Source organism: Cellulosimicrobium sp. So1_17 (assembly GCF_055181235.1).
In genome coordinates, this window is sequence record NZ_CM143702.1 from 2,893,435 (window position 1) to 2,915,116 (window position 21,682).

General features: G+C 74.4%; 28 protein-coding genes. 17 read left to right on the forward strand and 11 right to left on the reverse strand.

The features are described 5' to 3' along the window. Positions 1–12 precede the first annotated feature (12 nt). The 6 genes from ACZCLJ_RS12690 (at position 13) to ACZCLJ_RS12715 (ending at position 4,663) form a co-directional block, all read left to right on the forward strand. Positions 13–1,443, forward strand: coding sequence for a sensor histidine kinase (locus ACZCLJ_RS12690; protein ID WP_463103957.1), 1,431 nt, complete (start codon positions 13–15; stop codon positions 1,441–1,443). A gap of 5 nt (positions 1,444–1,448) precedes the next feature. Next, positions 1,449–2,093, forward strand: a complete 645-nt coding sequence (locus ACZCLJ_RS12695) for a response regulator transcription factor (RefSeq protein WP_463106405.1) — start codon at positions 1,449–1,451, stop codon at positions 2,091–2,093. Positions 2,094–2,216: 123 nt separating this feature from the next. Further along, entirely contained in the window at positions 2,217–2,636 is a 420-nt protein-coding gene (locus ACZCLJ_RS12700) for a hypothetical protein (RefSeq protein ID WP_463103958.1), read from the forward strand. Between the two features lies 1 nt (position 2,637). Continuing rightward, complete coding sequence (locus ACZCLJ_RS12705; RefSeq protein WP_251151918.1) at positions 2,638–2,877, forward strand: helix-turn-helix transcriptional regulator; 240 nt, start codon at positions 2,638–2,640, stop codon at positions 2,875–2,877. Positions 2,878–2,906: 29 nt separating this feature from the next. After that, positions 2,907–3,884, forward strand: coding sequence for an NAD(P)-dependent alcohol dehydrogenase (locus tag ACZCLJ_RS12710; RefSeq protein ID WP_463103959.1), 978 nt, complete (start codon positions 2,907–2,909; stop codon positions 3,882–3,884). Positions 3,885–4,147: 263 nt separating this feature from the next. Further along, positions 4,148–4,663 carry a mycothiol transferase gene (locus ACZCLJ_RS12715; protein WP_251151916.1) on the forward strand — a complete coding sequence of 172 codons (516 nt, stop codon included), beginning with the start codon at positions 4,148–4,150 and terminating at the stop codon, positions 4,661–4,663. Between the two features lie 60 nt (positions 4,664–4,723). Here the strand turns inward: ACZCLJ_RS12715 and ACZCLJ_RS12720 are convergent, their stop codons facing one another. Together ACZCLJ_RS12720 and ACZCLJ_RS12725 are read right to left on the reverse strand one after the other, a co-directional pair. Next, the gene (locus tag ACZCLJ_RS12720) at positions 4,724–5,440 is read right to left on the reverse strand and encodes a hypothetical protein (protein ID WP_463103960.1); all 717 of its coding nucleotides are present in this window, start codon (positions 5,438–5,440) and stop codon (positions 4,724–4,726) included. Positions 5,441–5,483: 43 nt separating this feature from the next. After that, a complete protein-coding gene (locus tag ACZCLJ_RS12725; protein WP_463103961.1) occupies positions 5,484–6,854 on the reverse strand; it encodes a glutamate decarboxylase in 1,371 nt (456 codons plus the stop codon). 285 nt (positions 6,855–7,139) lie between these two features. On the opposite strand from ACZCLJ_RS12725, the gene ACZCLJ_RS12730 reads away from it, so the two are divergent. The 4 genes from ACZCLJ_RS12730 to ACZCLJ_RS12745 all read left to right on the forward strand — a co-directional run bounded on the left by ACZCLJ_RS12730 (position 7,140) and on the right by ACZCLJ_RS12745 (position 9,468). Then, positions 7,140–7,949, forward strand: a complete 810-nt coding sequence (locus tag ACZCLJ_RS12730) for an SCO4651 family lipoprotein (protein WP_463103962.1) — start codon at positions 7,140–7,142, stop codon at positions 7,947–7,949. 101 nt (positions 7,950–8,050) lie between these two features. Further along, complete coding sequence (locus ACZCLJ_RS12735) at positions 8,051–8,437, forward strand: ArsR/SmtB family transcription factor (protein ID WP_463103963.1); 387 nt, start codon at positions 8,051–8,053, stop codon at positions 8,435–8,437. Then, entirely contained in the window at positions 8,434–8,895 is a 462-nt protein-coding gene (locus ACZCLJ_RS12740) for an SRPBCC domain-containing protein (RefSeq protein WP_463103964.1), read from the forward strand. The genes ACZCLJ_RS12735 and ACZCLJ_RS12740 overlap by 4 nt, the downstream gene beginning before the upstream one ends. 42 nt (positions 8,896–8,937) lie before the next feature. Next, on the forward strand, positions 8,938–9,468 hold the full coding sequence (locus ACZCLJ_RS12745) for a hypothetical protein (RefSeq protein WP_463103965.1): 531 nt from the start codon (positions 8,938–8,940) through the stop codon (positions 9,466–9,468). A 22-nt stretch (positions 9,469–9,490) separates the two neighbouring features. Here the strand turns inward: ACZCLJ_RS12745 and ACZCLJ_RS12750 are convergent, their stop codons facing one another. Beyond that, positions 9,491–10,468, reverse strand: a complete 978-nt coding sequence (locus ACZCLJ_RS12750; RefSeq protein ID WP_463103966.1) for a LacI family DNA-binding transcriptional regulator — start codon at positions 10,466–10,468, stop codon at positions 9,491–9,493. Positions 10,469–10,604: 136 nt separating this feature from the next. After that, positions 10,605–11,456: a DNA/RNA non-specific endonuclease gene (locus ACZCLJ_RS12755; RefSeq protein ID WP_463103967.1), complete on the reverse strand. Its 852-nt coding sequence runs from the start codon at positions 11,454–11,456 to the stop codon at positions 10,605–10,607. 65 nt (positions 11,457–11,521) lie between these two features. On the opposite strand from ACZCLJ_RS12755, the gene ACZCLJ_RS12760 reads away from it, so the two are divergent. Further along, positions 11,522–12,394 carry an MBL fold metallo-hydrolase gene (locus ACZCLJ_RS12760; RefSeq protein WP_463103968.1) on the forward strand — a complete coding sequence of 291 codons (873 nt, stop codon included), beginning with the start codon at positions 11,522–11,524 and terminating at the stop codon, positions 12,392–12,394. 54 nt (positions 12,395–12,448) lie between these two features. Here the strand turns inward: ACZCLJ_RS12760 and ACZCLJ_RS12765 are convergent, their stop codons facing one another. Then, positions 12,449–13,108: a LysE/ArgO family amino acid transporter gene (locus ACZCLJ_RS12765; RefSeq protein WP_463103969.1), complete on the reverse strand. Its 660-nt coding sequence runs from the start codon at positions 13,106–13,108 to the stop codon at positions 12,449–12,451. A 69-nt stretch (positions 13,109–13,177) separates the two neighbouring features. Between ACZCLJ_RS12765 and ACZCLJ_RS12770 the strand changes: the two genes are divergently transcribed. Continuing rightward, complete coding sequence (locus ACZCLJ_RS12770) at positions 13,178–14,095, forward strand: LysR family transcriptional regulator ArgP (RefSeq protein ID WP_463103970.1); 918 nt, start codon at positions 13,178–13,180, stop codon at positions 14,093–14,095. Positions 14,096–14,255: 160 nt separating this feature from the next. Further along, positions 14,256–14,885, forward strand: coding sequence for a putative glycolipid-binding domain-containing protein (locus ACZCLJ_RS12775; protein ID WP_463103971.1), 630 nt, complete (start codon positions 14,256–14,258; stop codon positions 14,883–14,885). A gap of 8 nt (positions 14,886–14,893) precedes the next feature. Here the strand turns inward: ACZCLJ_RS12775 and arfB are convergent, their stop codons facing one another. Both arfB and ACZCLJ_RS12785 read right to left on the reverse strand, forming a co-directional pair. Then, positions 14,894–15,331 (reverse strand): alternative ribosome rescue aminoacyl-tRNA hydrolase ArfB, encoded by a 438-nt coding sequence (gene arfB / locus ACZCLJ_RS12780; protein ID WP_251151905.1) that lies wholly within the window; start codon positions 15,329–15,331, stop codon positions 14,894–14,896. A gap of 82 nt (positions 15,332–15,413) precedes the next feature. Then, on the reverse strand, positions 15,414–15,779 hold the full coding sequence (locus tag ACZCLJ_RS12785; protein ID WP_463103972.1) for an iron chaperone: 366 nt from the start codon (positions 15,777–15,779) through the stop codon (positions 15,414–15,416). Positions 15,780–15,934: 155 nt separating this feature from the next. On the opposite strand from ACZCLJ_RS12785, the gene ACZCLJ_RS12790 reads away from it, so the two are divergent. Continuing rightward, the gene (locus ACZCLJ_RS12790; RefSeq protein WP_463103973.1) at positions 15,935–16,561 is read left to right on the forward strand and encodes a superoxide dismutase; all 627 of its coding nucleotides are present in this window, start codon (positions 15,935–15,937) and stop codon (positions 16,559–16,561) included. Between the two features lie 175 nt (positions 16,562–16,736). Here ACZCLJ_RS12790 and ACZCLJ_RS12795 read toward each other — a convergent pair whose 3' ends face one another. Then, positions 16,737–17,480, reverse strand: coding sequence for an SDR family oxidoreductase (locus ACZCLJ_RS12795; RefSeq protein WP_463103974.1), 744 nt, complete (start codon positions 17,478–17,480; stop codon positions 16,737–16,739). Beyond that, positions 17,477–17,902 (reverse strand): hypothetical protein, encoded by a 426-nt coding sequence (locus ACZCLJ_RS12800; protein WP_463103975.1) that lies wholly within the window; start codon positions 17,900–17,902, stop codon positions 17,477–17,479. Before ACZCLJ_RS12800 ends, ACZCLJ_RS12795 begins: the two co-directional genes overlap by 4 nt. A gap of 61 nt (positions 17,903–17,963) precedes the next feature. On the opposite strand from ACZCLJ_RS12800, the gene sigJ reads away from it, so the two are divergent. Beyond that, entirely contained in the window at positions 17,964–18,824 is an 861-nt protein-coding gene (sigJ, locus tag ACZCLJ_RS12805) for an RNA polymerase sigma factor SigJ (protein WP_463103976.1), read from the forward strand. A 42-nt stretch (positions 18,825–18,866) separates the two neighbouring features. Here sigJ and ACZCLJ_RS12810 read toward each other — a convergent pair whose 3' ends face one another. Beyond that, positions 18,867–19,577: a metal-dependent transcriptional regulator gene (locus ACZCLJ_RS12810; RefSeq protein WP_251151901.1), complete on the reverse strand. Its 711-nt coding sequence runs from the start codon at positions 19,575–19,577 to the stop codon at positions 18,867–18,869. Positions 19,578–19,707: 130 nt separating this feature from the next. Here ACZCLJ_RS12810 and ACZCLJ_RS12815 point away from each other — a divergent pair, with 130 nt between their 5' ends. Together ACZCLJ_RS12815 and ACZCLJ_RS12820 are read left to right on the forward strand one after the other, a co-directional pair. Continuing rightward, entirely contained in the window at positions 19,708–20,052 is a 345-nt protein-coding gene (locus ACZCLJ_RS12815; RefSeq protein ID WP_251151900.1) for a PadR family transcriptional regulator, read from the forward strand. Then, positions 20,049–20,993: a permease prefix domain 1-containing protein gene (locus tag ACZCLJ_RS12820; protein ID WP_463103977.1), complete on the forward strand. Its 945-nt coding sequence runs from the start codon at positions 20,049–20,051 to the stop codon at positions 20,991–20,993. The genes ACZCLJ_RS12815 and ACZCLJ_RS12820 overlap by 4 nt, the downstream gene beginning before the upstream one ends. Positions 20,994–21,020: 27 nt before the next feature. Here the strand turns inward: ACZCLJ_RS12820 and ACZCLJ_RS12825 are convergent, their stop codons facing one another. After that, complete coding sequence (locus ACZCLJ_RS12825; RefSeq protein ID WP_463103978.1) at positions 21,021–21,605, reverse strand: maleylpyruvate isomerase mycothiol-dependent enzyme family protein; 585 nt, start codon at positions 21,603–21,605, stop codon at positions 21,021–21,023. Positions 21,606–21,682 lie beyond the last annotated feature (77 nt).

A 21,682-nucleotide genomic window follows, 5' to 3' on the forward strand; every position in this document is an offset into this window, starting at 1 on the left:
GCAGGTCATGCGGTGCGCGGCGGCGCCGCCCGCCCCGACGTGTGGACCCGCCTCCAGCCGTGGGCGCTGCCGGGGTTCCTCGCCGTCGTCGTCGGGCTCTTCCTCCTCACGACCCCCGACGGCGCCGTGATCAGCGCTGAGGCCGACGGCAGCCACGGCATGTGGACCGGTACGGTCGGCCTCTGGAACGGTGAGTCGACGGCGCTGCCCATGGCCGTCGCGTGGGCTCTCGACGCGCTCGTCGTCGTCGGGGTGTACCTCTCGCGCCGGTCGCCGCTGTGGGGGCTCGCGCTCACCGTGCTGCCCTTCGCCACCGCTGCCGCGACCGGCGCCCTGGTGTGGGGATGGTGGCTCGGTGTCCTCGCGGTCGCCGTCGTCGGGGCGTTCGACGGGTGGCGCCGAGCAGTCCTGCCGACGCTGACCGCGATCGGGCTGGCCGCCGTCTACGTCTGGACCGGGATACCCGCGATGCTGCCGACCGGTCCGGTGTGGGCGGTGTCGTCGGACATCCCGCGCTACGCCGACTTCGAGGTCCCGATCGACCCGGCGACCGGCGACCACGTGCTCGTCACGGCGCTCTACGCCTTCTGGACCGTCGCCACCGTCACGGTCGCAGCCGCCCTCGGAGCAGTCGGGCGATCCCGCGACGCGTCCCGCGAGGCCGCCGCGGCGAGCCGACGTGCCGCCGACGCCCAGTCCGTCACGGCCGAGAGGGCGCGGGTCGCGCACGACCTGCACGACGTCGTCGCGCACCACGTGTCGCTCGTGGCTGTGCGCGCGGAGTCCGCGCCGTACGTGCACCCGGGCCTCGACGACACGGCCCGTGGCGTGCTCGCCGACATCGCGGCCGACTCGCGCGCCGCGCTCGGTGAGCTGCGGCAGGTGCTGGCGGTGCTGCAGCGCAGCGAGGACGCCGCGCCCGACCTGGCGCCGCAGCCGGCGGCGAGCGACGTCGTCGGGCTCGTGGACGCGGCGCGTGCGGCGGGGCAGGACGTCACGTTCGTCGGCGCACCGGACCTGTTGGCGCGCGTGCCCGCCACGGTCGGCTACGCGGTGTACCGCGCGGCGCAGGAGGCGCTGACGAACGCCCGGCGGCACGCACCGGCGTCGCCTACCCGCGTCGATCTCGACGTCGTCGGAACGGGGGCCGACGAGACGGGGACGGACGGGTCGGTCGTGCTGCGCGTCGCGAACCCGCTCGCGAACGGTACGGGACCCGGCGAGCCGGGCCGCGGCCTCACCGGGATGCGCGAACGCGTCGAGGCGCTCGGCGGCACCCTGTGCTCGGGGACCGCGGGCGACGGCGTCACGTTCGTCGTCGAGGCCCGGCTCCCCTTCTCCGTACTGCGCGGAGGAGCGGGGTCGGGGAGGGCCGGGAGAGTCACCGGGCGCGCCGTCCCTGTCCACGCCGCCACCCACCACGTCGCGGACGGCGACGCGTGAGCCCGGTGACACGCCTGGTCGTCGCGGACGACCAGCCGGTGGTGCGGCACGGGTTCGCCGCGATCCTCGATGCCGCGGACGGGCTCGAGGTCGTGGGGTCCGCGGGTGACGGGCGGGAGCTGCTCGACGTCGTGGCCGAGCGGTCCCCCGACGTCGCTGTCGTCGACGTACGCATGCCGGTGCTCGACGGCATCGCGGCGACGCGGCGGATCGTCGCGGACCACCCCGGCACGCGCGTGCTCGTGCTCACGACGTTCGACCTCGACGAGTACGTCTACGACGCCCTGCGGGCCGGCGCGAGCGGGTTCCTGCTCAAGGACGTCCCGGCGCCGCGGCTCGTGGAAGGCGTGCGCCTGGTCGCGGACGGCTCGATGCTGCTCGGCCCGAACGTCACGCGACGCCTCGTCGGAGACTTCGCGGCTCGCGTCGTGGAGCCACGCCCGCGCCCCGGCCTCGACGACCTCACGCCCCGCGAGCACGAGGTGCTGCTGTGCGTCGCACGCGGGCTCTCGAACGCCGAGATCGGTGCCGAGCTGTTCATCACCGAGCAGACCGTGAAGTCGCACGTGTCCGAGGCGCTGCGCAAGACAGGGTGCCGGGACCGCGTGCAGCTCGTCGTCGCCGCCTATGAATCAGGTCTCGTGCGCTGACCGACCCCCGGCCGCAGCGATCCGCCGGGCGATCTCATGTCAAAGACTCTTGACATGATGTCTGCATCGTTTTACGTTTGTCATGTCAGGAATCTTTGACATCCCCGATGGAGGGAGCGCGAGATGTCGTACGAGGAGAAGGGCACGTGGGTCTACCTCGTCGTGAGCGTCGTGGTCTACGCGGCGTACGTCGGCGTGATCCTGTCCCGGGCCGACGGCGGCCCGCTCGCCGACGTCGCGTACGTCGCCCCGCTGCTGTGGACGATCGCCGCGTCGATCGTCGCGGGCATCGTCGTGCGCATCGCGGTCGAGATCGTGCGCCCGAGCGAGAGCTACCGCAGCGACGAGCGCGACCGCGAGCTCGCGCGACAGGGCGTCGTGGTGGGGTGGTGGGGCGTGGTCGGCGGGTCGCTCGCGGCCCTCGCCCTGGCGCTCGTCGAGGCCGACTACTTCTGGATCGCGAACGCCGTCTACCTCGGCTTCGTGCTCTCGGCGGTCCTGTCGTCCGTGACGACGATCGTCGCCTACCGCCGGGGAGCCTGACGTGGGGGGCAGGCCGACGCGGGTCACGAACAGCATCCGGGCGCTGCGGTTCGCGCGCGGCGAGATGACGCAGGCCGAGCTGGCGGAACGCGTCGGCGTCACGCGTCAGACCGTCATCGCGATCGAGCAGGGCCGCTACTCGCCGTCGCTCGAGACGGCGTTCCTCATCGCCCGCGCGCTGCGGGCACCGCTGGACGAGGTCTTCGGGTTCCCCGAGGACACCCTGGACGACGACGCCTGACGCCGTCGTCCTCACGAGAGGACAGCACGATGCGCGCAGCAGTCTCAGCCACCTACGGAGCGCCCGACGTCCTGCACGTCGAGCAGCTCCCCGCTCCGGCGCCCGGACCGCGCGAGATCCTGGTGCGGAACCGTGCGAGCACGGTCGCGGCGGCGCTCGTCGCCGCACGCTCGGGCACGCCGTGGTTCGCCCGGCTCGCGTTCGGCCTGCGCCGTCCGCGCTACCCGGTGCTCGGCGGCGAGGTCGCCGGGGACGTCGTGGCGGTCGGGTCCGCGGTGAGCCGGTTCGCGGTCGGGGACCGCGTCGTCGGCCTCACGACGATGGGCGCGGGGGCGCACGCCGAGCTGGTCCTCCTGCGCGAGGACGGCGTGGTGGAGCCGCTCCCCGACGGCCTGACCGAGGTCGACGCCGCCGTCCTGGCCGCCGGGCCGCTGACCGCCCTGCCCTTCCTCACGGTGCACGCGCGGGTCCGCGCCGGGCAGGCGGTGCTCGTGATCGGGGCCTCGGGGTGCGTCGGGACGGCCGCGGTCCAGATCGCGGTGCACGCCGGGGCCCGCGTCACGGCCGTGTGCGGACCACGGGGCCTCGACCTGGCTCGCGAGCTCGGCGCGGAGAAGGTGGTGGACCGGACGACCCAGGACGTCACGGCCGCGGGCGATCGGTACGACGTGGTCTTCGACGCCGCCGGCGCGAGCTCCTACCGCCGCTGCCGCCCTCTGCTGACCGACGACGGCGCGTACCTGTCGACAGTCCCCTCGGTGCCGATCCTGTGGAGAAACCTGTGGACAGGGCGGCGGACGCGCGGGCGCCGAGGCGTCGTCGCGTTCACCGGCCTGCGGTCCGTCGAGCAGCAGCTCGACACGCTGCGCACCGCGCTCGAGCTCGGCAGGACCGGGGCGCTGCGGCCCGTCGTCGACGCGGCCTACCCGCTCGACAAGATCGCCGACGCGCACCGGCACGTCGAGCACGACCACAAGGCGGGGACCGTCGTCGTCCTGATCGACTGACCGCAGGTGAACCCTCGCCGCGCCGCACCCTGTCGCCTCGAACCCCGGGCTGAGCGTCACGGCATCGTGCCGAACCCGGGGTTGTGCGTCGATCGGAGCGTTCTGTGCCGCGCAACCCGGGGTTCGGCAGGCCGATGGACTCGCGGGCGCGGTCGACCGGGCGGCAGGGCGACCAGAGGGAGCGGAGCGCGCTCGGGTCGCGAGGGCGCGCCGCGCCGGGGAGGCTTCGAGGACACCCGTACCCACCGAGAGAGGCGGACCCTGTGCACGCACGCGCACTCCTGGAAGACCTGTACGGACGCATCGGACCGACGGCGACCCGCGTCGTGGACGGGCTCGACGACGACGCGCTCACGGCGCGCGTCGACCCCGAGGCCAACACGATCGCGTGGCTCGCGTGGCACCTCGCTCGCGGGCAGGACGCCCAGGTGGCGGCCGCCGTCGGGCGCGACGAGGTGTGGACGCGCGACGGCTGGGCCCGGCGGTTCGACCTCCCGTTCGGCGACGACGCGTCGGGGTACGGACAGTCGCCCGAGGAGGTGGGGCAGGTCCGCGCCTCCGGCGACCTGCTGCTCGGGTACGTGCACGCCGTCCAGGTCGAGTCGCACGACGTGCTCGCGTCCCTCGCGGACGACGACCTCGACCGCGTCGTCGACGAGTCGTGGGACCCGCCGGTGACGCTCGGCGCTCGGCTCGTGAGCGTCGCCGTCGACGCGCTGGAGCACGCCGGGCAGGCCGCGTACGTCCGGGGTGTCCTGGAGCGCACCGGCCGTGCCTGACGCCGACGCACCTCCTGCCGGGTGACGCACTCCCGGCCGAGAGATGCACGCAGGAGTGCGTCACTCGGTCGGACGTGCATCCCTCGGCGGCGGCGCACCCACCGACCGGCGCGACAGCAGCGCCGCGACGAGAAAGCAGACCGCGCCGACGAGCGTGCCGGCGTCGTCCCACCACGAGCTGACGTACTCCCCGGTCGTGGGCGAGACGTATGCCCCGACGGCCGACGCACCGAACGCGACGGACCCGACCAGGTTGAGCCACGTGCCGTGCCAGGTCCGGGCGTCGCGATCCCACAGGTGACCGCGGTCGCGCGTCGCGACGACGGCGAACGAGGACGAGACGAGGAACGCCACCGAGCCGTACGCGTCGGGCTTCCACCCGGCACCCAGCAGGGCCGGGTCGGCGACGGCGGCGGCGAGCGCGACCGCTGTGCTCACGTTGAAGCACAGCGTGCCGACGAGCTGGACCGCCGCCGCCCACCAGTCCCACCGGTCGGCGGGGTGGGTGCCGCCGCGCGGCGGCCGGCGGCCACTGAGGCTGAGCTGGACGAACGCGGCCGCGGTGAAGCACACCGAGCCGACGAAGAACGTCACCCCGACGGCCACCGCGCCGACGGCGTCGGCGTAGGGGGGCAGGGCGCCGAGGAGGAAGCACAGCGACCCGACGGCGAACCCCCACGCCTCGCGACGCAGGCGCCGGCTCACCCCGGGCCCGGCCGGTGTCACGCCCGCCGTCCCTCCGGTGTCCGTCCCTGTGCCCGCTCCCGCGTTCGCCACGGCGTCCGCACCTGCCTCCGTGCTCGTGCCCAGGAACCGCCCGTCAGTGGTGGAACCCGGAGCGCTGCCCCTCCGCGGGCATCGGCGACGTCAGGCCGTCGAGCCAGGCGGTCTCGGTCCGGATGTCGGCGAGGAGGTCGTCGGCGAGGTCGCGGCTCACGCCGTTGCGCACGACGATCCGCTGCACGGTGACGTCCGCGAGGTCGTCGGGCATCGGGTACGCGGGGACGAGCCATCCCTTCATCCGCAGCCGGTCGGAGAGATGGTAGAGGTTCCAGTTCTCCGTGTGGCCGGCCTTGAGCTGCCAGGCGAACACGGGGATGTCCGACCCGTCGTTCCACAGGTCGAAGGCCCCGACGTCCGCGATGCCCTGCGCGAGGTACTTCGCGACGTCCTGGCACTCCTGCTGGATCGCCGTGTACCCCTCCCGGCCCAGCCGCAGGAACTGGTAGTACTGCAGCAGCACCTGCGCGCCGGGGCGCGAGAAGTTCAGGGCGAGGGTCGGCATGTTCCCGCCGAGGTAGCTCACGCGAAAGATCAGCTCCTCGGGCAGCGCGTCGAGCGTGCGCCACACGACCCACCCGACGCCGGGGTAGACGAGGCCGTACTTGTGCCCCGACGTGCTGATCGAGTGCACGCGCTCGAGCCGGAAGTCCCACTCGATCTCCGCCTGGAGGAACGGCGCGATCATCGCGCCCGACGCGCCGTCCACGTGGATCGGCACGTCGTGGCCCGTGCGCGCCTGGAGCGCGTCGAGCGTCGCGGCGATCTCCTTCACGGGCTCGTACATGCCCGTGTACGTCACGCCCATGATCGCGACCACGCCGATCGTGTTCTCGTCGACGTACTGCTCGACGTTGCTCCCGTCGAGACACGGGTGCTCCGCGGTGATCGGAACGCACCGCGCCTCGACCTCGAAGTAGTTGCAGAACTTCTCCCAGCACACCTGCACGGCCGAGCTCATCACGAGGTTCGGCCGCTCGGTGGACTTCCCCGCCGCGCGGCGCGCGAGCTGCCACCGGCGCTTGAGGGCGAGGCCGCCCAGCATGCACGCCTCCGAGGACCCGACCGTCGACGTGCCGATGCAGTCGGCGACGTCGGGCACGTTCCACAGCGACCCGAGGATGCGCCAGCAGTTCTCCTCGATCGCTGCCGTGCGCGGGTACTCGTCCTTGTCGACCATGTTCTTGTCGTAGACCTCGGCGTAGAGGCGGTCCGCCTCGTCGCCCATCCACGTCGCGACGAACGTCGCGAGGTTGAGCCGCGAGTTGCCGTCGAGCATCACCTCGTCGTGCACGAGCTGGTAGGCGGACGTGGGCTCCATCTCGGCGTCGGGCATCGTGAGGCGTGGGGCGACGTGGCGCACGCCGTCGCGGGTGTACGTCGGTCGCAGGACGTGCTGCTGATCGGTCAAGGCTCCGGTCCTTCCGTGGCGGGCCGACGCCGGCCCGTGCGCGAGGCGGTCGGCGCACACCGCGTGGCGTGCGTCGAGTGACGACCCGACGACGGCGTCGGGCCGCGGTGGCGCGCGTGGGTCGGCGCGGGCGGAAGGTGCGAGTCCGACGATAGTGCGGCACCCCGCGCACCGCCACGGATCTGCGGGACCTCACCCGGCACGGGGGGCTATCCTCGGCGCACCGATGACCGCGTGCGCTGCCCGAGAGGTCGTCGCCTCGTCGGCCCTAACCCCGGAGACACCGTGCCTCGCCTGCGTCACGCCGCCCTCGTCGGACCGCTCGTCCTCGTCTGGACCCTCGCCGCCTGCTCGACGTCCGAAACCCCTGCGACGACGCCGTCGGCCTCGTCCGCGGCGGTCGACGACACCGCATCGGGCGACAGCGCCGACGCCGCCGACCTCACCCCGGAGGACTTCGCGCCCCGCCTGGTGGCGGCCTACCAGGAGGCGGGGTCCGTCCACCTCACGATGTCGATCGACGCCGGCGGCCAGTCGATGCGAGCGGAGGGCTCGATGGTCCTCGGCGAGGAGTCGAGCGACCTGGTGATGGTCACCGAGATCCCCGGGCAGGGGAGCGTCGAGATGCGGTACGTCGACGGGGTCGCCTACATGAACCTCGGCGAGACGACGGGTGGCGGCTTCCTCCGCATCGACCCGTCCGACGCGTCGGACCCGATGGCACCGATGGTCGAAGAGCTCGAGGCGCAGGCCGACCCCACGCAGAGCGTGCGGGACCTCGACGGCGCGATCGTCAGCATCGCCAGCACGGGGAGCGAGGAGGTGGACGGCGTCCCGACGACCGTCTACGACGTCGTCGTCGACACCACGAAGGTGACCGGGGCGATGGCCGACCAGGTCGCGCAGGCCCGCGACATGATCCCGGAGCAGGTCACCTACCACTACTGGGTCGACGCGGACGACCGCATGCGCAAGGTGTCGTTCGACATGGCCGGGGGCAGCACCACGCTGCAGATGACCGGCTGGGGCGAGGTCGGCACGATCGAGCCCCCGGCGGAGTCCGAGCTCGTCGACCCGGCCACGCTCGGAGGCTGACCGCGTCCTGGCGACGGGTGCCGCGCCGCAGCCGTGCTCGGCCGCGGCGCGCACCCGGTCCCCCGTTGCCGGACGGCGGTCCTGGGCGTAGCGTTCGGTAAGTGCTGACTTACCGAACGTTGGACGCCCTCGGCGACGCGCGCCGCCGGGCGATCCTCGAGCACCTGCGTTCCGGGCCCGCGTCCGTGGGCCAGATCGCGGACCGCCTCCCCGTGAGCCGCCCTGCCGTCTCGCAGCACCTGCGCGTGCTCGAGGACGCGCGGCTCGTCCGCCACGACGCCGTGGGCACGCGCCGCGTCTACCGCCTCGACCCGACCGGGGCCGACGACGTGCGGCGTTGGCTCGACGACCTGTGGACGACGGCGCTCGGCGCGTACGCGCGCCACGTCGCCGCGACCGAACCGACCGTCCCGACGGAGAACCCCGCCACGGAGTCTGCCGCGCAGGGTCCCGAACCCGCTACCGACGCCCCGAGGAGGACGCCATGAGCACCGCACCGCTCCCCGACCTCGTCACGACCGTCAGTGTCCCGGCCCGCCCCGACCGCGCGTTCGCGGTCTTCGTCGACGAGGTCGGCGCGTGGTGGCCGCTCGCCGGGTTCTCGGTCGGCGGCGCGTCGTCGTCGGTCGCGTTCGAGCGCGACCCCGACGGTCGCGCGACCCGTCTGGTCGAGACCCTCGCCGACGACGGGAGCGCCGACTGGGGCACCGTGACGCGATGGGACCCGCCTCACTCGCTCGCGTTCACGTGGCACCCGGGCGAGCAGGCCGACGCCGCGACGCGCGTCGAGGTGACGTTCACGCCCGACGGTGACGCGACCGTCGTCACCCTCACGCACTCCGGCTGGGAGGCGCGGGCCGACGGCGGGGCCGCCCGGACACGCTACGGCACGGGCTGGAAGCTGGTCCTCCAGCCCTTCGCGGAGCACGCCGCCACCACGGCGTAGCGACGCTCCGCAAGGATCAGCCGCGTCGCGACACCGACAGGCATGACCTCCGAGGAGCACCGCGGCACGACGCGAGGGACCGGCGCCCGGCGGGACGCCCGCGAGGAGCACGGTCACCGGTCGGCGCCGGGCCGCCGCGTGGCACGCGCACTCGCCGTCTTCGCGCTCGCTCCGGCGCTCGCCGCGTGCCAGCCGGCGGCCGGGGAGACGTGCGTGTCCTGGGCGGACCTGCCCGACGACGCGGCCCGCGCCGACGCTGCGCGCCTCGTCGTCGACGTGGACGTCCTGGGACGCGACGGGACGCGGGGGATGCTCGGCACGGACGCGCACGTGTGGGAGGTGGAGGTCACCGACGTCGTGCAGGCCGGCGCGGCGACGGTGCGCACGGGCGACCGGCTGGCGGTGGCGTCCACGCCGCAGACGTGCACCGGCGACGACGCCTCTCCCGACGGCGACCCGCTCGACGTCGACGTGCCGGTCCGCCTCTACCTCACGGACGACCACCAGCTCCCGCACGAGGGCGAGGGCTGGTCGCTGATCACCCCGTTCGACGGCGTCGCGCCCGCGCCGTGACGGGCGGCCGGCACCGCCCGACCTACGCGGTCGCGCGCACGACGACGACGGACGGGAACGTCCGTCCGTCGCCCCGCCGTCGGCCGAGGAGGTCGGCGGTCGCCGCCGCGGCGATCTGCTCGACGGGGTGCGTCGCGGTCGTGAGCGCCACGCCGAGCTCGCGTGCGAGCGGGTGGTCGTCGAACCCGGTGACGGCGACGTCGTCGGGCACGCGGACGCCGTCCTCCGCGAGCGCCCGCACCGCGCCGAAGGCGAGCAGGTCGCTCATGGCGACCACCGCGTCCGTCGCGGGCCAGCGCAGCCGCGCCCGGCGCACGGCTCCCGCGCCGGCGGACGCCGTGAGGTCGGCCGCGACGACCCGACGGGGCAGACCTGCGTCGCCCATCGTGGCCGCGTACGCGGCGACCGCGCGGCGGGTGCCGGGGAGCCAGCGCGGGCCGGAGAGCATGAGGACGTCGCGACGGCCGCTCGTGACGACGTGCTCGACGAGCGCGGCGATGCCGGCGGCCGCGTCGACGTCGTAGGACGGCACGCGGCCGTCCGCCGGTCCGATCGCCGCGACGCGCGGCACGAGCGACGACGGGACGAGCGCGAGGACGTCGGCGGAGTAGTCGACGAGCAGGACGCCGCCGACCCCCGGGTCGCGGGCGAGTCGTTCGAGCTCGGCCCGGGGGTCGCGGCCCAGCCAGCGCAGCGCGACGCCGACGCCCTCGGTGTCCGCGGTGCGGCTCGCGGCCGCGACGACGCGCGCCACGTACGGGTCGGCCAGGAGCTCCGACGACGGCGACCCGACCGCCACGACGACGCGCTCGCCCTGCCCGCTGGCGAGCGAGCGCGCGCCCGGGTGCGGGACGTACCCGAGCCGCTCGACGGCGTCGAGCACGGCCTGGCGGGCCCGGCCGGAGACGGGGCCGTTCCCGCGCAGGACGCGGGACGCCGTCGAGCGGGACACGCGCGCGGCGGCGGCGACGTCCTCGAGGGTCGTCGGCGACGGCAACATGGGGACTCCTCGGCCCGGTCGGCGGTGACGGGCGGTACCCGCAGGACCCACGCTAACGCCTACCGCCCGGTCGTGGAAGCGTTCCCACGCCGAACGCGGCTGACCCGTGGACGACCCCGTGCCGACCCGGCCCAGGTCAGCCCACGACGACGTCGGCCGGGCCGTGGAGCTCGGTCCACCGCTCCCGGTCGAGAGCCGAGGGCTCGGTCGGCGCGGGTCCTGCCGCGACCAGCACGTCGGCGGCGGCCAGCGGGCCGAGGTCGAGGCCGGTGAGCACCTCGACGTCGGACACCGGCACCTGGAACGTCCGGAACGGGCCGAGGGGCGGGACGTCACCGGCCGCGAGCGCCCTCGCGTCCGCGGTGCGCAGGTCGATCTCGCCGAGCTGCGGCGTCTGGTCGAGCACGAACGCGGCCGCCGCCAGCGCCGGCGCGTCCGCCGGACCGCTCGCCCACGCCGCGACCTTCCAGAACAGCCGCGGGATGCCGACGCCGCGGTACACCGGGTCCTCCGGGGCGAGGACGGGCCCGGTGAGGACGACGAGCCGCTGCCGCAGGGCCTCCGCGTGGTCGAGCACGTGGTCCTCGAGCCCGTTCCACAGCTCCTTGGACTGGTTGAACTGCGCGGCCTGCGGCGCCGCGTTGGGGTAGGCGAACGTCTCGGCGTTCGCGCGCCGCGCCACGTCCTCGTCGCCCCACACGGGGTCGCGGCGCCGGACGAGGTGGCCGCGGTCGAGGTCGTTGTCCGCGTAGAGCTCCGGACCGGCCTGCTCCGACGCGGGCACGCGCGGGTCGAGGTGCCAGTCGTCGTCGCGCGGGAGGTCGAGCAGCCGCGCGCCGTCGACGTCGACCACCGTGGCGGCCGCGAGGCGTCGCGCGGGGTCGAGCTGCACGGTGAAGTGCGTGGAGGGCAGCTCGCGCAGCGGGCGCGCGGCCCGGGGCAGGGGCACGGGGACGACGAGGAAGTTCGGGTCGTGGCCGAGAGTCACGCGCCGAGCCAACCACACGGGCGTCCGGGCAGCAGCCTGTGGGTGGGCGGGGGTAGGAACGACCCATGCCGACGACGCCTGACCAGAGCAAGACCGCTCGCACGTCCGACGAGACCGCCGGGGCCGGCTGGTGGATCTGCCGCACGTGCGCGGTCGAGCACGCCGACCGTCCTGACGTCTGCGCGATCTGCGCGGACGAGCGCCAGTGGGTGCCCGCGACCGGGCAGGCGTGGACCACGCTCGCGGAGCTCGCGGCGGCGGGCGAGGAGGTCACCGTGACCGAGCTGGAGCCCGGCCTCCTGGGCCTGTCGAACACGCCGAGGGTCGGGATCGGCCAGCAGTCCAAGCTCGTCCAGACCTCCGCGGGCAATCTCCTGTGGGACCCGGTGGGCTTCGTGGACGACGCCGCGGCGGCCGCGGTCCTCGCGCTCGGGCCGGTCGTCGCGATCGCCGCGAGCCACCCGCACATGTTCGGCGTCCAGGTCGAGTGGAGCCGGCGGCTCGGGGGCGTGCCGGTGCTCGTCGCGGAGGCCGACGCCGGGTGGGTCGCGCGCCCGGACCCCGTGATCGAGACGTGGTCCGGCGAGCGCGAGGTGCTGCCTGGCGTCGTGCTGTCGCAGCCGGGCGGCCACTTCCCCGGGAGCGCCGTCGTGCACTGGGCCGACGGCGCCGACGGGCGCGGCGTCCTCCTGAGCGGCGACACGATCATGGCGAACCCCGACCGCGTGTCGGTGAGCTTCATGCGCTCCTACCCCAACCGCATCCCGCTGTCCGGCGCGGTCGCGCAGCGGGTCGCCGAGCGCGTCGCCCGACGGCCCTTCGAGCGGCTCTACAACAACTTCGAGGAGGTCGTCCCGGCGGACGCGCGCGAGGTCGTGCTGCGCTCGGCCGAGCGCCACGCCGCGTGGGTGCGCGGCGACTTCGACCACCTGACCTGAGGGTCCTGCCGGCGGCCGGACGACACGGGCAGCCGGACGACGCCTCGCGGGCCGTCAGGCGCCCACGAGGAGCGTGAGGCCGATGGTCGCCATGACGACGGCGATGCCGCCGTCGAGCACCCGCCACGCCACAGGCCGGGCGAAGACCGGGGCGAGCAGCCGCGCCCCGAACCCGAGCGCCGTGAACCAGACGAGGCTCGCAACGGCGGCGCCCGCGCCGAACAGCCAGCGGACGGCGTCGGGCCCCGCAGCCTCCGCACCGCCGGCGTGCGCCGCGGCGTAGCCCGCCGCGAGCGTGCCGAGCAGGAGCACGGTGTCGAGGTAGACGTGCGGGTTGAGCCACGTGAGGGCGAGGGACGTGCCGACCGCGGACCGCGCCGTCGTCGCTCCGCCCTCCGCCGCGGGGTCGAGCCCACCCGGCCGCAGAGCACGCCGAGCGGCGAGCGCCGCGAGCACCAGGAGGAAGAGGCCGCCCGCCCAGCGCACGCCCGTGAGCAGCGCGGGCGCGCCGGTGACGAGCGCGCCGAGGCCGGCGGTGCCGGCGGCGATGAGGACGACGTCGGAGACCGCGCACACCACCACGACCGGCAGGACGTGCTCGCGACGCAGCCCCTGCCGCAGCACGAACGCGTTCTGCGCACCGATCGCGACGATGAGCGAGAGCCCGGCACCGAGTCCGGCGGCGAGGGGCGGGGCGAGAGAGAGGACGGTCACGGTCCGACGCTAGGCCGCTGCCGGGTCTTCAGTACAGCGAAAGATTCTGCAGGATCATAAGATGTGCTCATGGTGGACCTTCAGCCGGACCAGCTCCGCGCGCTCGAGGCCATCGCCGCGACGGGCACGTTCGACGCCGCCGCGCGCGAGCTCGGCGTCACGCCCTCCGCGGTGAGCCAGCGCATGCGGGCGCTGGAGTCCGCCGTCGGGCAGGTGCTCGTGCGCCGCGGCCGACCGGCGGAGCTCACGCCGCCTGGTCAGGTGCTCGTGCGGCACGCCCGGCACCTCGCGCTCCAGCAGGCGGACGTCCTCGCAGAGCTGGGGATCGCCGGGCCTGCGGTCGACCGGGCCGCCGGACCGGACGCCCTGGCCCTCCCCGAGATCACGCTCGTCGTCTCGGGCGACGCGCTGACGACGTGGGCCCTCCCGGCGCTCGTCGAGGCGTCCGCCTGGGCACGGCTCCAGGTGCTGCGCGAGGACGAGGAGCACTCGATCGGTCTCCTGCGCGACGGGACGGCCGTCGCCGCGGTGTCGTCCGTCGCCGAGGCGGTCCCGGGGTGCCGCTCGACGCTGCTCGGCAGCATGCGGTACCGCCCGACGGCGAGCCCCGCCTTCGTCGAGCGCTGGTTCCCGGACGGCCCCACGCGCGCCGCGCTCGGCGGCGCGCCCGTGCTCGCGTTCGACCGCAAGGACGACCTGCAGGAGCGGTACCTGCGCTCGCGGCTCGGCGACGGCGAGCCCGGGCCGCCGCGCCACTACGTCCCCGCGTCGCACGAGTTCCTCCGCGCGATCGAGCACGGCATGGGCTGGGGCATGCTCCCGGACCTGCAGAGCGCGCCGGGCGAGCTCGCCGGGAGGCTCGTCGGGTTCGACGACGCGAGCGCCGTCGACGTGCCGCAGCACTGGCAGCAGTGGCGCCTGCACTCGTCCTCGCTCGACCGTCTCGCCGCAGCGATCGCCCGGGCCGCGCGCGCCGCCCTCGTCTGACACCGGCGACACCGGCTCGGCGCCGAGCACGACCTGACGGTCGTCTACCGCCGCATTCCGGCCGCGATGTCCTGCTCGACCGCGAGCCACGTCGTGCTCGCGACGACGGCCTCCACGGCAGAGACTGGCAGCGGCACGGACGACGAACGGGGAGGGCCTGATGACGACCACCACGCGGCACGTCGCCTGGACCGGCAGGGACGACGACCCGGAGCGGCTCGAGGCGGCGACCGTCAGGCTGCACGAGAACCGCCTGGACGCGCTCGGCACGTCGCGCGCCACGGGCCACGTGACGGCATGGGCGCTGACGACCGGTCCCGGCTGGGTCACGGAGCGCCTCGAGATCTCATCGCGCGGCGTCGGGTGGTCGCGCCACCTGGCGCTGAGCCGGTCGCCCGACGGCGGGTGGCAGGCCGACGTGCAGGCGTCCGGCCGGGCGCCCGCCGACCTCGCCCCGCCGGGGATCGCCGACCCGGGCGAGCTGGACGGCGCGGTCGACTGCGACATCGCGCTGTGCCCGGTGACGAACACGATGCCGATCCTGCGGCTCGGTCTCCTCGGGGACGACGCACCGCCACGCGAGACGCCCTTCGTCATGGCGTGGGTCGACGTCCCGTCGCTCCAGGTGCTGCGCAGCGGCCAGCTCTACGCGGCACGCTCCCCGCTCGACCCCGCGAGCGGTCGCGCGGCCGTGACCTACACGAGCGCGACGCGGGACTTCACGGCCGACCTCACCGTCGACGCCGACGGGATCGTCGTCGACTACCCGCAGCTCGCGCGGAGGATCTGAGCCGCGGCTCAGTCGGCGGGCGGTCGCCGCATCCGCTTGACCCCCGCACGGCGCTTCTTCGCGTCGATGCGCCGCTCGACCGAGCCGCGGGTCGGTCGCGTCGCGCGCCGGCGCGGTCCGGGCGGCGCGAGCGCGTCGGCGACGAGCGCTGCCAGCCGGACGCGCGCGGCGTCCCGGTTCCGCAGCTGCGCGCGGTGCTCCGACGCCGCGACGGTCAGCACTCCCCCGGCCATCCGGCGGCCGAGGCGCTCCTCGATCCGCGCGCGCTGCGCAGCGGACAGCACAGCCGAGCCCGCGACGTCCCACGACAGCTCGACGCGCGAGTCTGCGGTGTTGACCCCCTGACCGCCCGGGCCGGACGAGCGCGAGAAGCGCCAGGACAGCTCTGCGTCCGGGACGACCAGGGCGGGCGTCACGCGCAGACCGGGGCGGGCGTCGTCGGGCACGCGACCATCATGCCCGTGCACCCCCGCCCGCGTGGTCGTGCACCGCGGCATGATCGTCCGGCGCCGGGCCGCCCGACGAGGATCAGCCCGACGGCGGACCGATCGCCTCGTCGATCTCGGCGGCGCGCGCTGCGACGAGGTCGCGGACGACGTCGTCGGGGAGGGGATGGTCCGCGGTGAACCGGATCGTCCCCTTGGCGCGGGACCAGCCCTCGAGGCGCGGGGCGACGGCGGTGACGGCGCCCGGGCTGAACGGGTACACGGCGAGGTGCTTCGCCGCGCGCACGGCGCTGAGCAGCGGCCTGCCGCGGTAGGTCAGCGCGGGCATGCCGTACCCCGTCCCCTCCTGGGCGTCGGGCGCGACCTCGCGGGCGACGGCGACGACGTGCGCGAGGGCGCCGCGCTCCGGTTCGGCGAGGTCGGCCAGGTAGTCGGTGACGGTCCCCATACCGCCATGCTCGCGCGACGTCTCCCGGTCCGCGCGTCGAGCGCGCAAGGCTCGCACGGCGCCCGACCTGCGAGATCACACCGTGTCCCGCTTGACCTCAACCGTGGTCGAGGTCCTAGCGTGGCAGGACACCGACGGAAGGAACCTGAGGAACCATGCCTGTCTACACGCTGCCCGAGCTGTCCTACGACTACGGTGCGCTGGAGCCGCACATCTCCGGGCGGATCATGGAGCTGCACCACTCCAAGCACCACCAGGCCTACGTCACCGGCGCCAACACCGCCCTCGAGAAGCTCGCCGACGCCCGCGAGTCCGGCGACTTCGCCGCGATCAACCTCCACGAGAAGAACCTCGCGTTCAACCTCGGCGGCCACGTCAACCACTCCGCCTTCTGGACCAACCTCTCCCCTGAGGGCGGCGGCGAGCCCACCGGCGAGATCGGCGCCGCGATCGACGAGAACTTCGGCTCCTTCGACGCCTTCACGAAGCAGTTCGCCGCCGTCGCCGCGGGCGTCCAGGGCTCCGGCTGGGCCATCCTCGCCTGGGACTCCATCGGCCAGAAGCTCATCACCGTCCAGCTCTACGACCAGCAGGGCAACATCGCCCTCGGCCTGACCCCCATCGTCCTGCTCGACGTCTGGGAGCACGCCTACTACCTCGACTACCAGAACGTGCGCGCCGACTACGTCACCGCCTGGTGGAACCTCGTCAACTGGTCCGACGCCGAAGCCCGCCTCCAGCGCGCCAAGACCCAGACCGCCGGACTCATCGTCCCCGCCTGACGACACCGCCAGGCGACACCGCCTGACGTCGAGGACGTCCTGGGGGCCGTCATCCATCGGATAACGGCCCCCAGGACATTCTCGGCACCCTGGTCACCCCGACCCGGGCGCAGGGCCAGTCCGGGCGGGGTCAGTCCGGGCAGTCCATGTCGGACGATCCCGCGACCGTTCCGCGTCACGTGTCCGGGTGCTCGAGCCACTCCGTGAACGTCTGCCTTCCGAGCCTCGCGCCGCGGCCGGGGAGCAGCTCGCCGCGCGCCATCGCCCGGCCGAAGCGACCGGGGAACGGGACCTCCAGCACGCGGCCACCGCGTCGCGTCGCGCCGACGTACGCCCGCACCATGTCGGCGAGCCGCTCCTCGCGCGGGCCGGCGAGCTCGCCGTCGTCGCCCACGGGATCCCCGAGCGCGAGGTCGACGAGCGCCACGGCGAGCTCGCGCGTCGAGACCGGCTGCGTGCGCATCCGCGGCACGGGCACGACCGGCCCGATCGCCGTCTGCCGGACGGTCTGCGCGGCGAACTCGTGGAACTGCGTCGCCCGCAGGATGCTCCACGGCACCGAGCCCGCGCGCACCGCGCGCTCCTGCGCGCGCTTGCCCGCGTAGTACCCGCCGGGCGCCGCCTCGATGCCGACGATCGAGAGCGCGACGTGGTGCCGCACCCCGTCGCGCAGCCCCCCGGCGAGCAGCGTCCGGGTGGCGGCCTCGAAGAACGCCGTGGAGCGGCGCGCGGAGAGCGTCGCGACATTGCTGACGTCGATCACGGCGTCGACGCCGCGCAGGTCCAGGGCCGTGCCGCTCACCAGGTCGACGCCGTCCGCGCGGCTGAGCACCCGCGCGTCGTGCCCGAGCTCCTGCAGCCGGGCCACGACGGGTCGCCCGACCGTGCCGGTCCCGCCGGCGACCGCGACCGTGGTCATGCCGCCACCTCCCGCGTGCGGGCCGGGCGCCCGGGCAGCATGAGCAGCACGCCCAGCAGGAGGCTCCCGCCGAGCGTCACCACGTTGCCGATCGCGTCGACGGGCCCGAACGAGCCCAGCTCCCCCAGGTGGTAGACGAGGTGCGGGAGCCCGAACACGGCCCACGCAACGCCGACGACGCGCCCCGCATCGTGCGTGCGGGAGAACGTCGCGGCCACGCTCGCCGCGGCCAGGCCGAGGTAGATGGCGCCGACGTCGCGGACGAGGTGCTCGTTGAAGGGGCCGTCGACCGAGATCCAGATGCGACCGAGTCCTGGGAACAAGTCGTAGAAGGAGACGGGCAGGAAGGCCGCCCACGCTCCGACGACGGCACCGATGAGCGCGGTCGCCAGCAGCAGGACGCGGCGGGTGGTGAGAGTCATGCACGTCTGACGAGACAGCGCCCGCGAACGTGAGGTCGGCACGGCAGGAGAGGATGTCGGGGTGGACCCCTCCGAGCGCCGGCACCTCTTCGGCTTGGCGTACCGCATGCTCGGCACGGCCGCCGACGCCGAGGACGCCGTCCAGGAGACCTATCTCCGCTACTACCGGCTGAGCGACGACGAGCGCGCCGCGATCCGCGAACCGCGGGCGTGGCTCACGCGCGTCGCCGGCCGGGTCTGCCTCGACGCGCTCGGCTCCGCGCGCCGGCGTCGCGAGCGCTACGTGGGCGAGTGGCTGCCCGAGCCGCTCCCCGCCCACGAGCTCGGCTCCCCCGACCCGCTCGAGCGGGTGAGCCTCGACGAGTCCGTGAGCACCGCGCTGCTGGTCGTGCTCGACACGCTGACACCCGCGGAGCGCGTCGCCTACGTCCTGCACGAGGTCTTCGCGGTGCCTTACGCGGAGATCGCCGAGGTCGTGGGCCGCTCGCCGGACGCGTGCCGGCAGCTCGCCGCGTCGGCGCGTCGGCGCATCCGCGAGGAGGGGCGGGCCGTATCCACGCCGCGGGACCGGCACGACGAGGTCGTGCGCGCCTTCGTCGACGCGTGCCGCGGGGGCGACCTGGCGGCCCTGCTCACGGTGCTCGACCCCGCGGTGGCGCTGCGGTCCGACGGCGGCGGCCTGGTCAGCGCCGCGCGTCGCCCGGTGCTCGGCGCCGACCCGGTCGCGCGCTTCCTGCTCGGCGCGATCGCGAAGAGCCACGGGACGACCGTCACGGAGCGCGCGACCGGCGACGGGACCGGGCTCGCGCTGGAGCGGGACGGCGTCGTCGTCGGGGTGGCGAACCTCGGCGTCGCCGACGGTGTCGTCTCGGACGTCTGGCTGGTGCTGAACCCGGAGAAGCTCGGCGCCTGGGTCCGCTGACGCGCGGCCGGCGGCGGTCGGTCGGCCCGCCGGGCGCGGCGGTCAGTCCGCCGTGACGAAGAGGTGGCGTGCGACGTCGTCGGGCAGGTCGAGCACGACGTCCGCGCCGTCACCCGACACGGTCACGCCACCGGCCGCGGGCTCGACGACGAGCGTCCGCCGCGGGAAGACCCCGGCCTCGGCGAACCGCGCGAGCAGCTCGACGTCGACCTGGATCGGCTCGGCGATGCGCTGCAGGACGACGCGCGCCTGCTGGCCCGGCCGCACGCCGTGCGCGGAGAGGTGCGCGGGCAGCGACGAGACGCCGTCGAGGTACTCGACCTCCGGCAGGTCCTCGCCCAGCTCGCGCAGACCCGGGATGGGGTTGCCGTAGGGGTCGTGCGCGGGGTGGTCGAGCAACCCGATGAGACGCTTCTCGACGAGGTCGCTCATGACGTGCTCCCAGCGGCAGGCCTCGGTGTGCACCTGCTCCCAGTCGAGCTTGATGACGTCGGTGAGCAGCCGCTCGGCGAGCCGGTGCTTGCGCATGACCCGCACGGCGGTCTGGTGACCGAGCGTCGTGAGCTCGAGCTGGCGGTCGCCGCCCACGACGACGAGGCCGTCGCGCTCCATGCGGGCGACCGTCTGCGACACCGTGGGGCCCGAGTGACCGAGCCGCTCGGCGATCCGGGCGCGCAGCGGCGGGATCCCCTCTTCCTGCAGCTCGTAGATCGACTTCAGGTACATCTCGGTGGTGTCGATCAGGTCGGTCACGAGGCCTCCCGGGCGGCGCGCAGGGTTCGAAGAAAACTCTTCTCTGGAACCGTTCCAGTCTAGCGGTCCGGTGCAAACACGATGTTGTGTCTATTGCGCATACTGTGTGTCACACACTATGGTGTGACACATGATCGATCCCGAGATCTCCGCAGGACACAGCCAGGAGGTGCGGCGCGGCTCCGTCGTCGTCGCGAGCCTGCTGATGCTGCGCACACCGGGCTACGGGTACGGGCTGCTCGAGTCGCTCGCCGCGGCCGACCTGCCCGTCGACGCCAACACGCTGTACCCCCTCCTGCGCCGCCTCGAGAAGCAGGGCCTGCTCGTCAGCGAGTGGAACACCGACGAGGCCCGGCCGCGCAAGTTCTACCGGACCTCCCCCGACGGCGAGCGGCTCGCGCTCACGCTGCTCGACGAGTGGACGACCGTCGCCCGCAACCTCCAGACCATCGACACCCGGAAAGGCCGGTCATGACGCTCACCGACCGCTACGTCGCGGCGACCCTGCGCCGCATCCCCGCCGAGCAGCACGGCGACATCGAGGACGAGCTGCGCGCGTCCATCGCGGACGCCGTCGACGCACAGGTCGAGTCGGGATCCGACCCGGAGTCCGCCGAGACCGCGGTACTCACCGACCTCGGCGACCCCGACCGGCTCGCGGCCGGCCTCGCGGGCCGCCCCCTCCAGCTCATCGGGCCGGGTCTCTACCTCACCTGGTGGCGCCTGCTCACGACGCTCCTGTGGGTCGCGCCGATCCCTGGCGCGATCGTCCTCACGGTCGGGCTGCTCGACGGCGACCCCGTCGGGACCGCGATCTGGTCGGGGATCTGGACGGCCGCGTCCGTCGCGCTGCAGATCGCGTTCTGGACGACCCTCGTCTTCGCGATCCTCGAGCGCACCGGCCACGGCCGCACCGACGACTTCACCGGTCCGTGGACGGTCGACCGCCTGCCCGACGTGCGCGAGCGTCGCGACGTGAGCCTCGCCGACACGGTCGCCTCCGTCGGCCTCCTCGCCCTCGTCGTCGCCGCGCTGTTCCTCCAGCGGTCGGTCTCGTGGTTCCACACCGCCGACGGCGCCGCGATCCCGGTGCTCGACCCGGGCCTGTGGCCGGGATGGGTGGCCCTGTTCCTCGGCGTCGTCGCGGTCGACGCGGTCATCGCGATCGTCACGTACGCACGTGGCCGGTGGACCGTGGGGCTCGCGACGCTCAACACCGTCTCCGCCGTCGTGTTCGCCGTCCCGACGGTCTGGCTCGCGACGAACGACCGGCTCGTCAACCCGGCGTTCCTCGAGGCGTCGGGCGGCGACTCGCTCACCTGGCTCACGCCCGTGATCGTCGCGAGCGTTGTGGTGATCTGCGGGTGGGACGTCGTGGACGGCTGGGTGAAGGCCCTCCGCGCGCGCCGCGCCTAGTCCGTCCGACGGCCCCCGGGGCGTGGTTCACGGAGCGGGGCGCAGCTGCCAGCCTGCCTGCGAGGGCAGGCCTGGCAGCTCCAGGCGGTCCGTCGCCCACCGGAGCCCGTCCCAGGGGTCGACGCCCGTGACGAGGTCCGCCACGTGGGGGAAGAGCCGCGAGAGGACCCGCTCGCACACGTCACGCGGCGGGTCGACCGCCGCGCCCAGCCCTCGCGCGACGTCCTCGCCGTGCACGAGCACCTCGAGGCAGCCCATCGCCGCGAAGCCCTCCGGGTCCGCGACGCCGGCCGGGTGGAACGCGCGCACGTCGGGTCCCGTGGTCCGCAGCGCGGCGCCGAGGAGACCGGAGCCCGTGAGGGCCATCTCGAGGACGTCGTCCGCGCTCGCCCCCTGGTCGGCCACCGCCACGAAGCGCACGAAGCGCGAGACCGAGCGAGCGACGAGCTGCGCGGCGAAGGAGACGAGGGTGTCGCCGAGGTGCTCGGCCGTGTGCCAGGCGTCCCACGTCCCGGTGCCCGCCGCTGCGGTCCAGGCCAGGGCGGTGGCCGGCCGCAGCGCGTGAGCGACGCTCTCCGTCGCGGCGTCGAGGTCGTCCGCGGTCACGGTCATCGGGCATCTCCGTCCGGTCGTCGAGCGAGCCCCTGGGAAAGCGGCTGGGGGCGACCGTAGGGCCACGCACCCACACG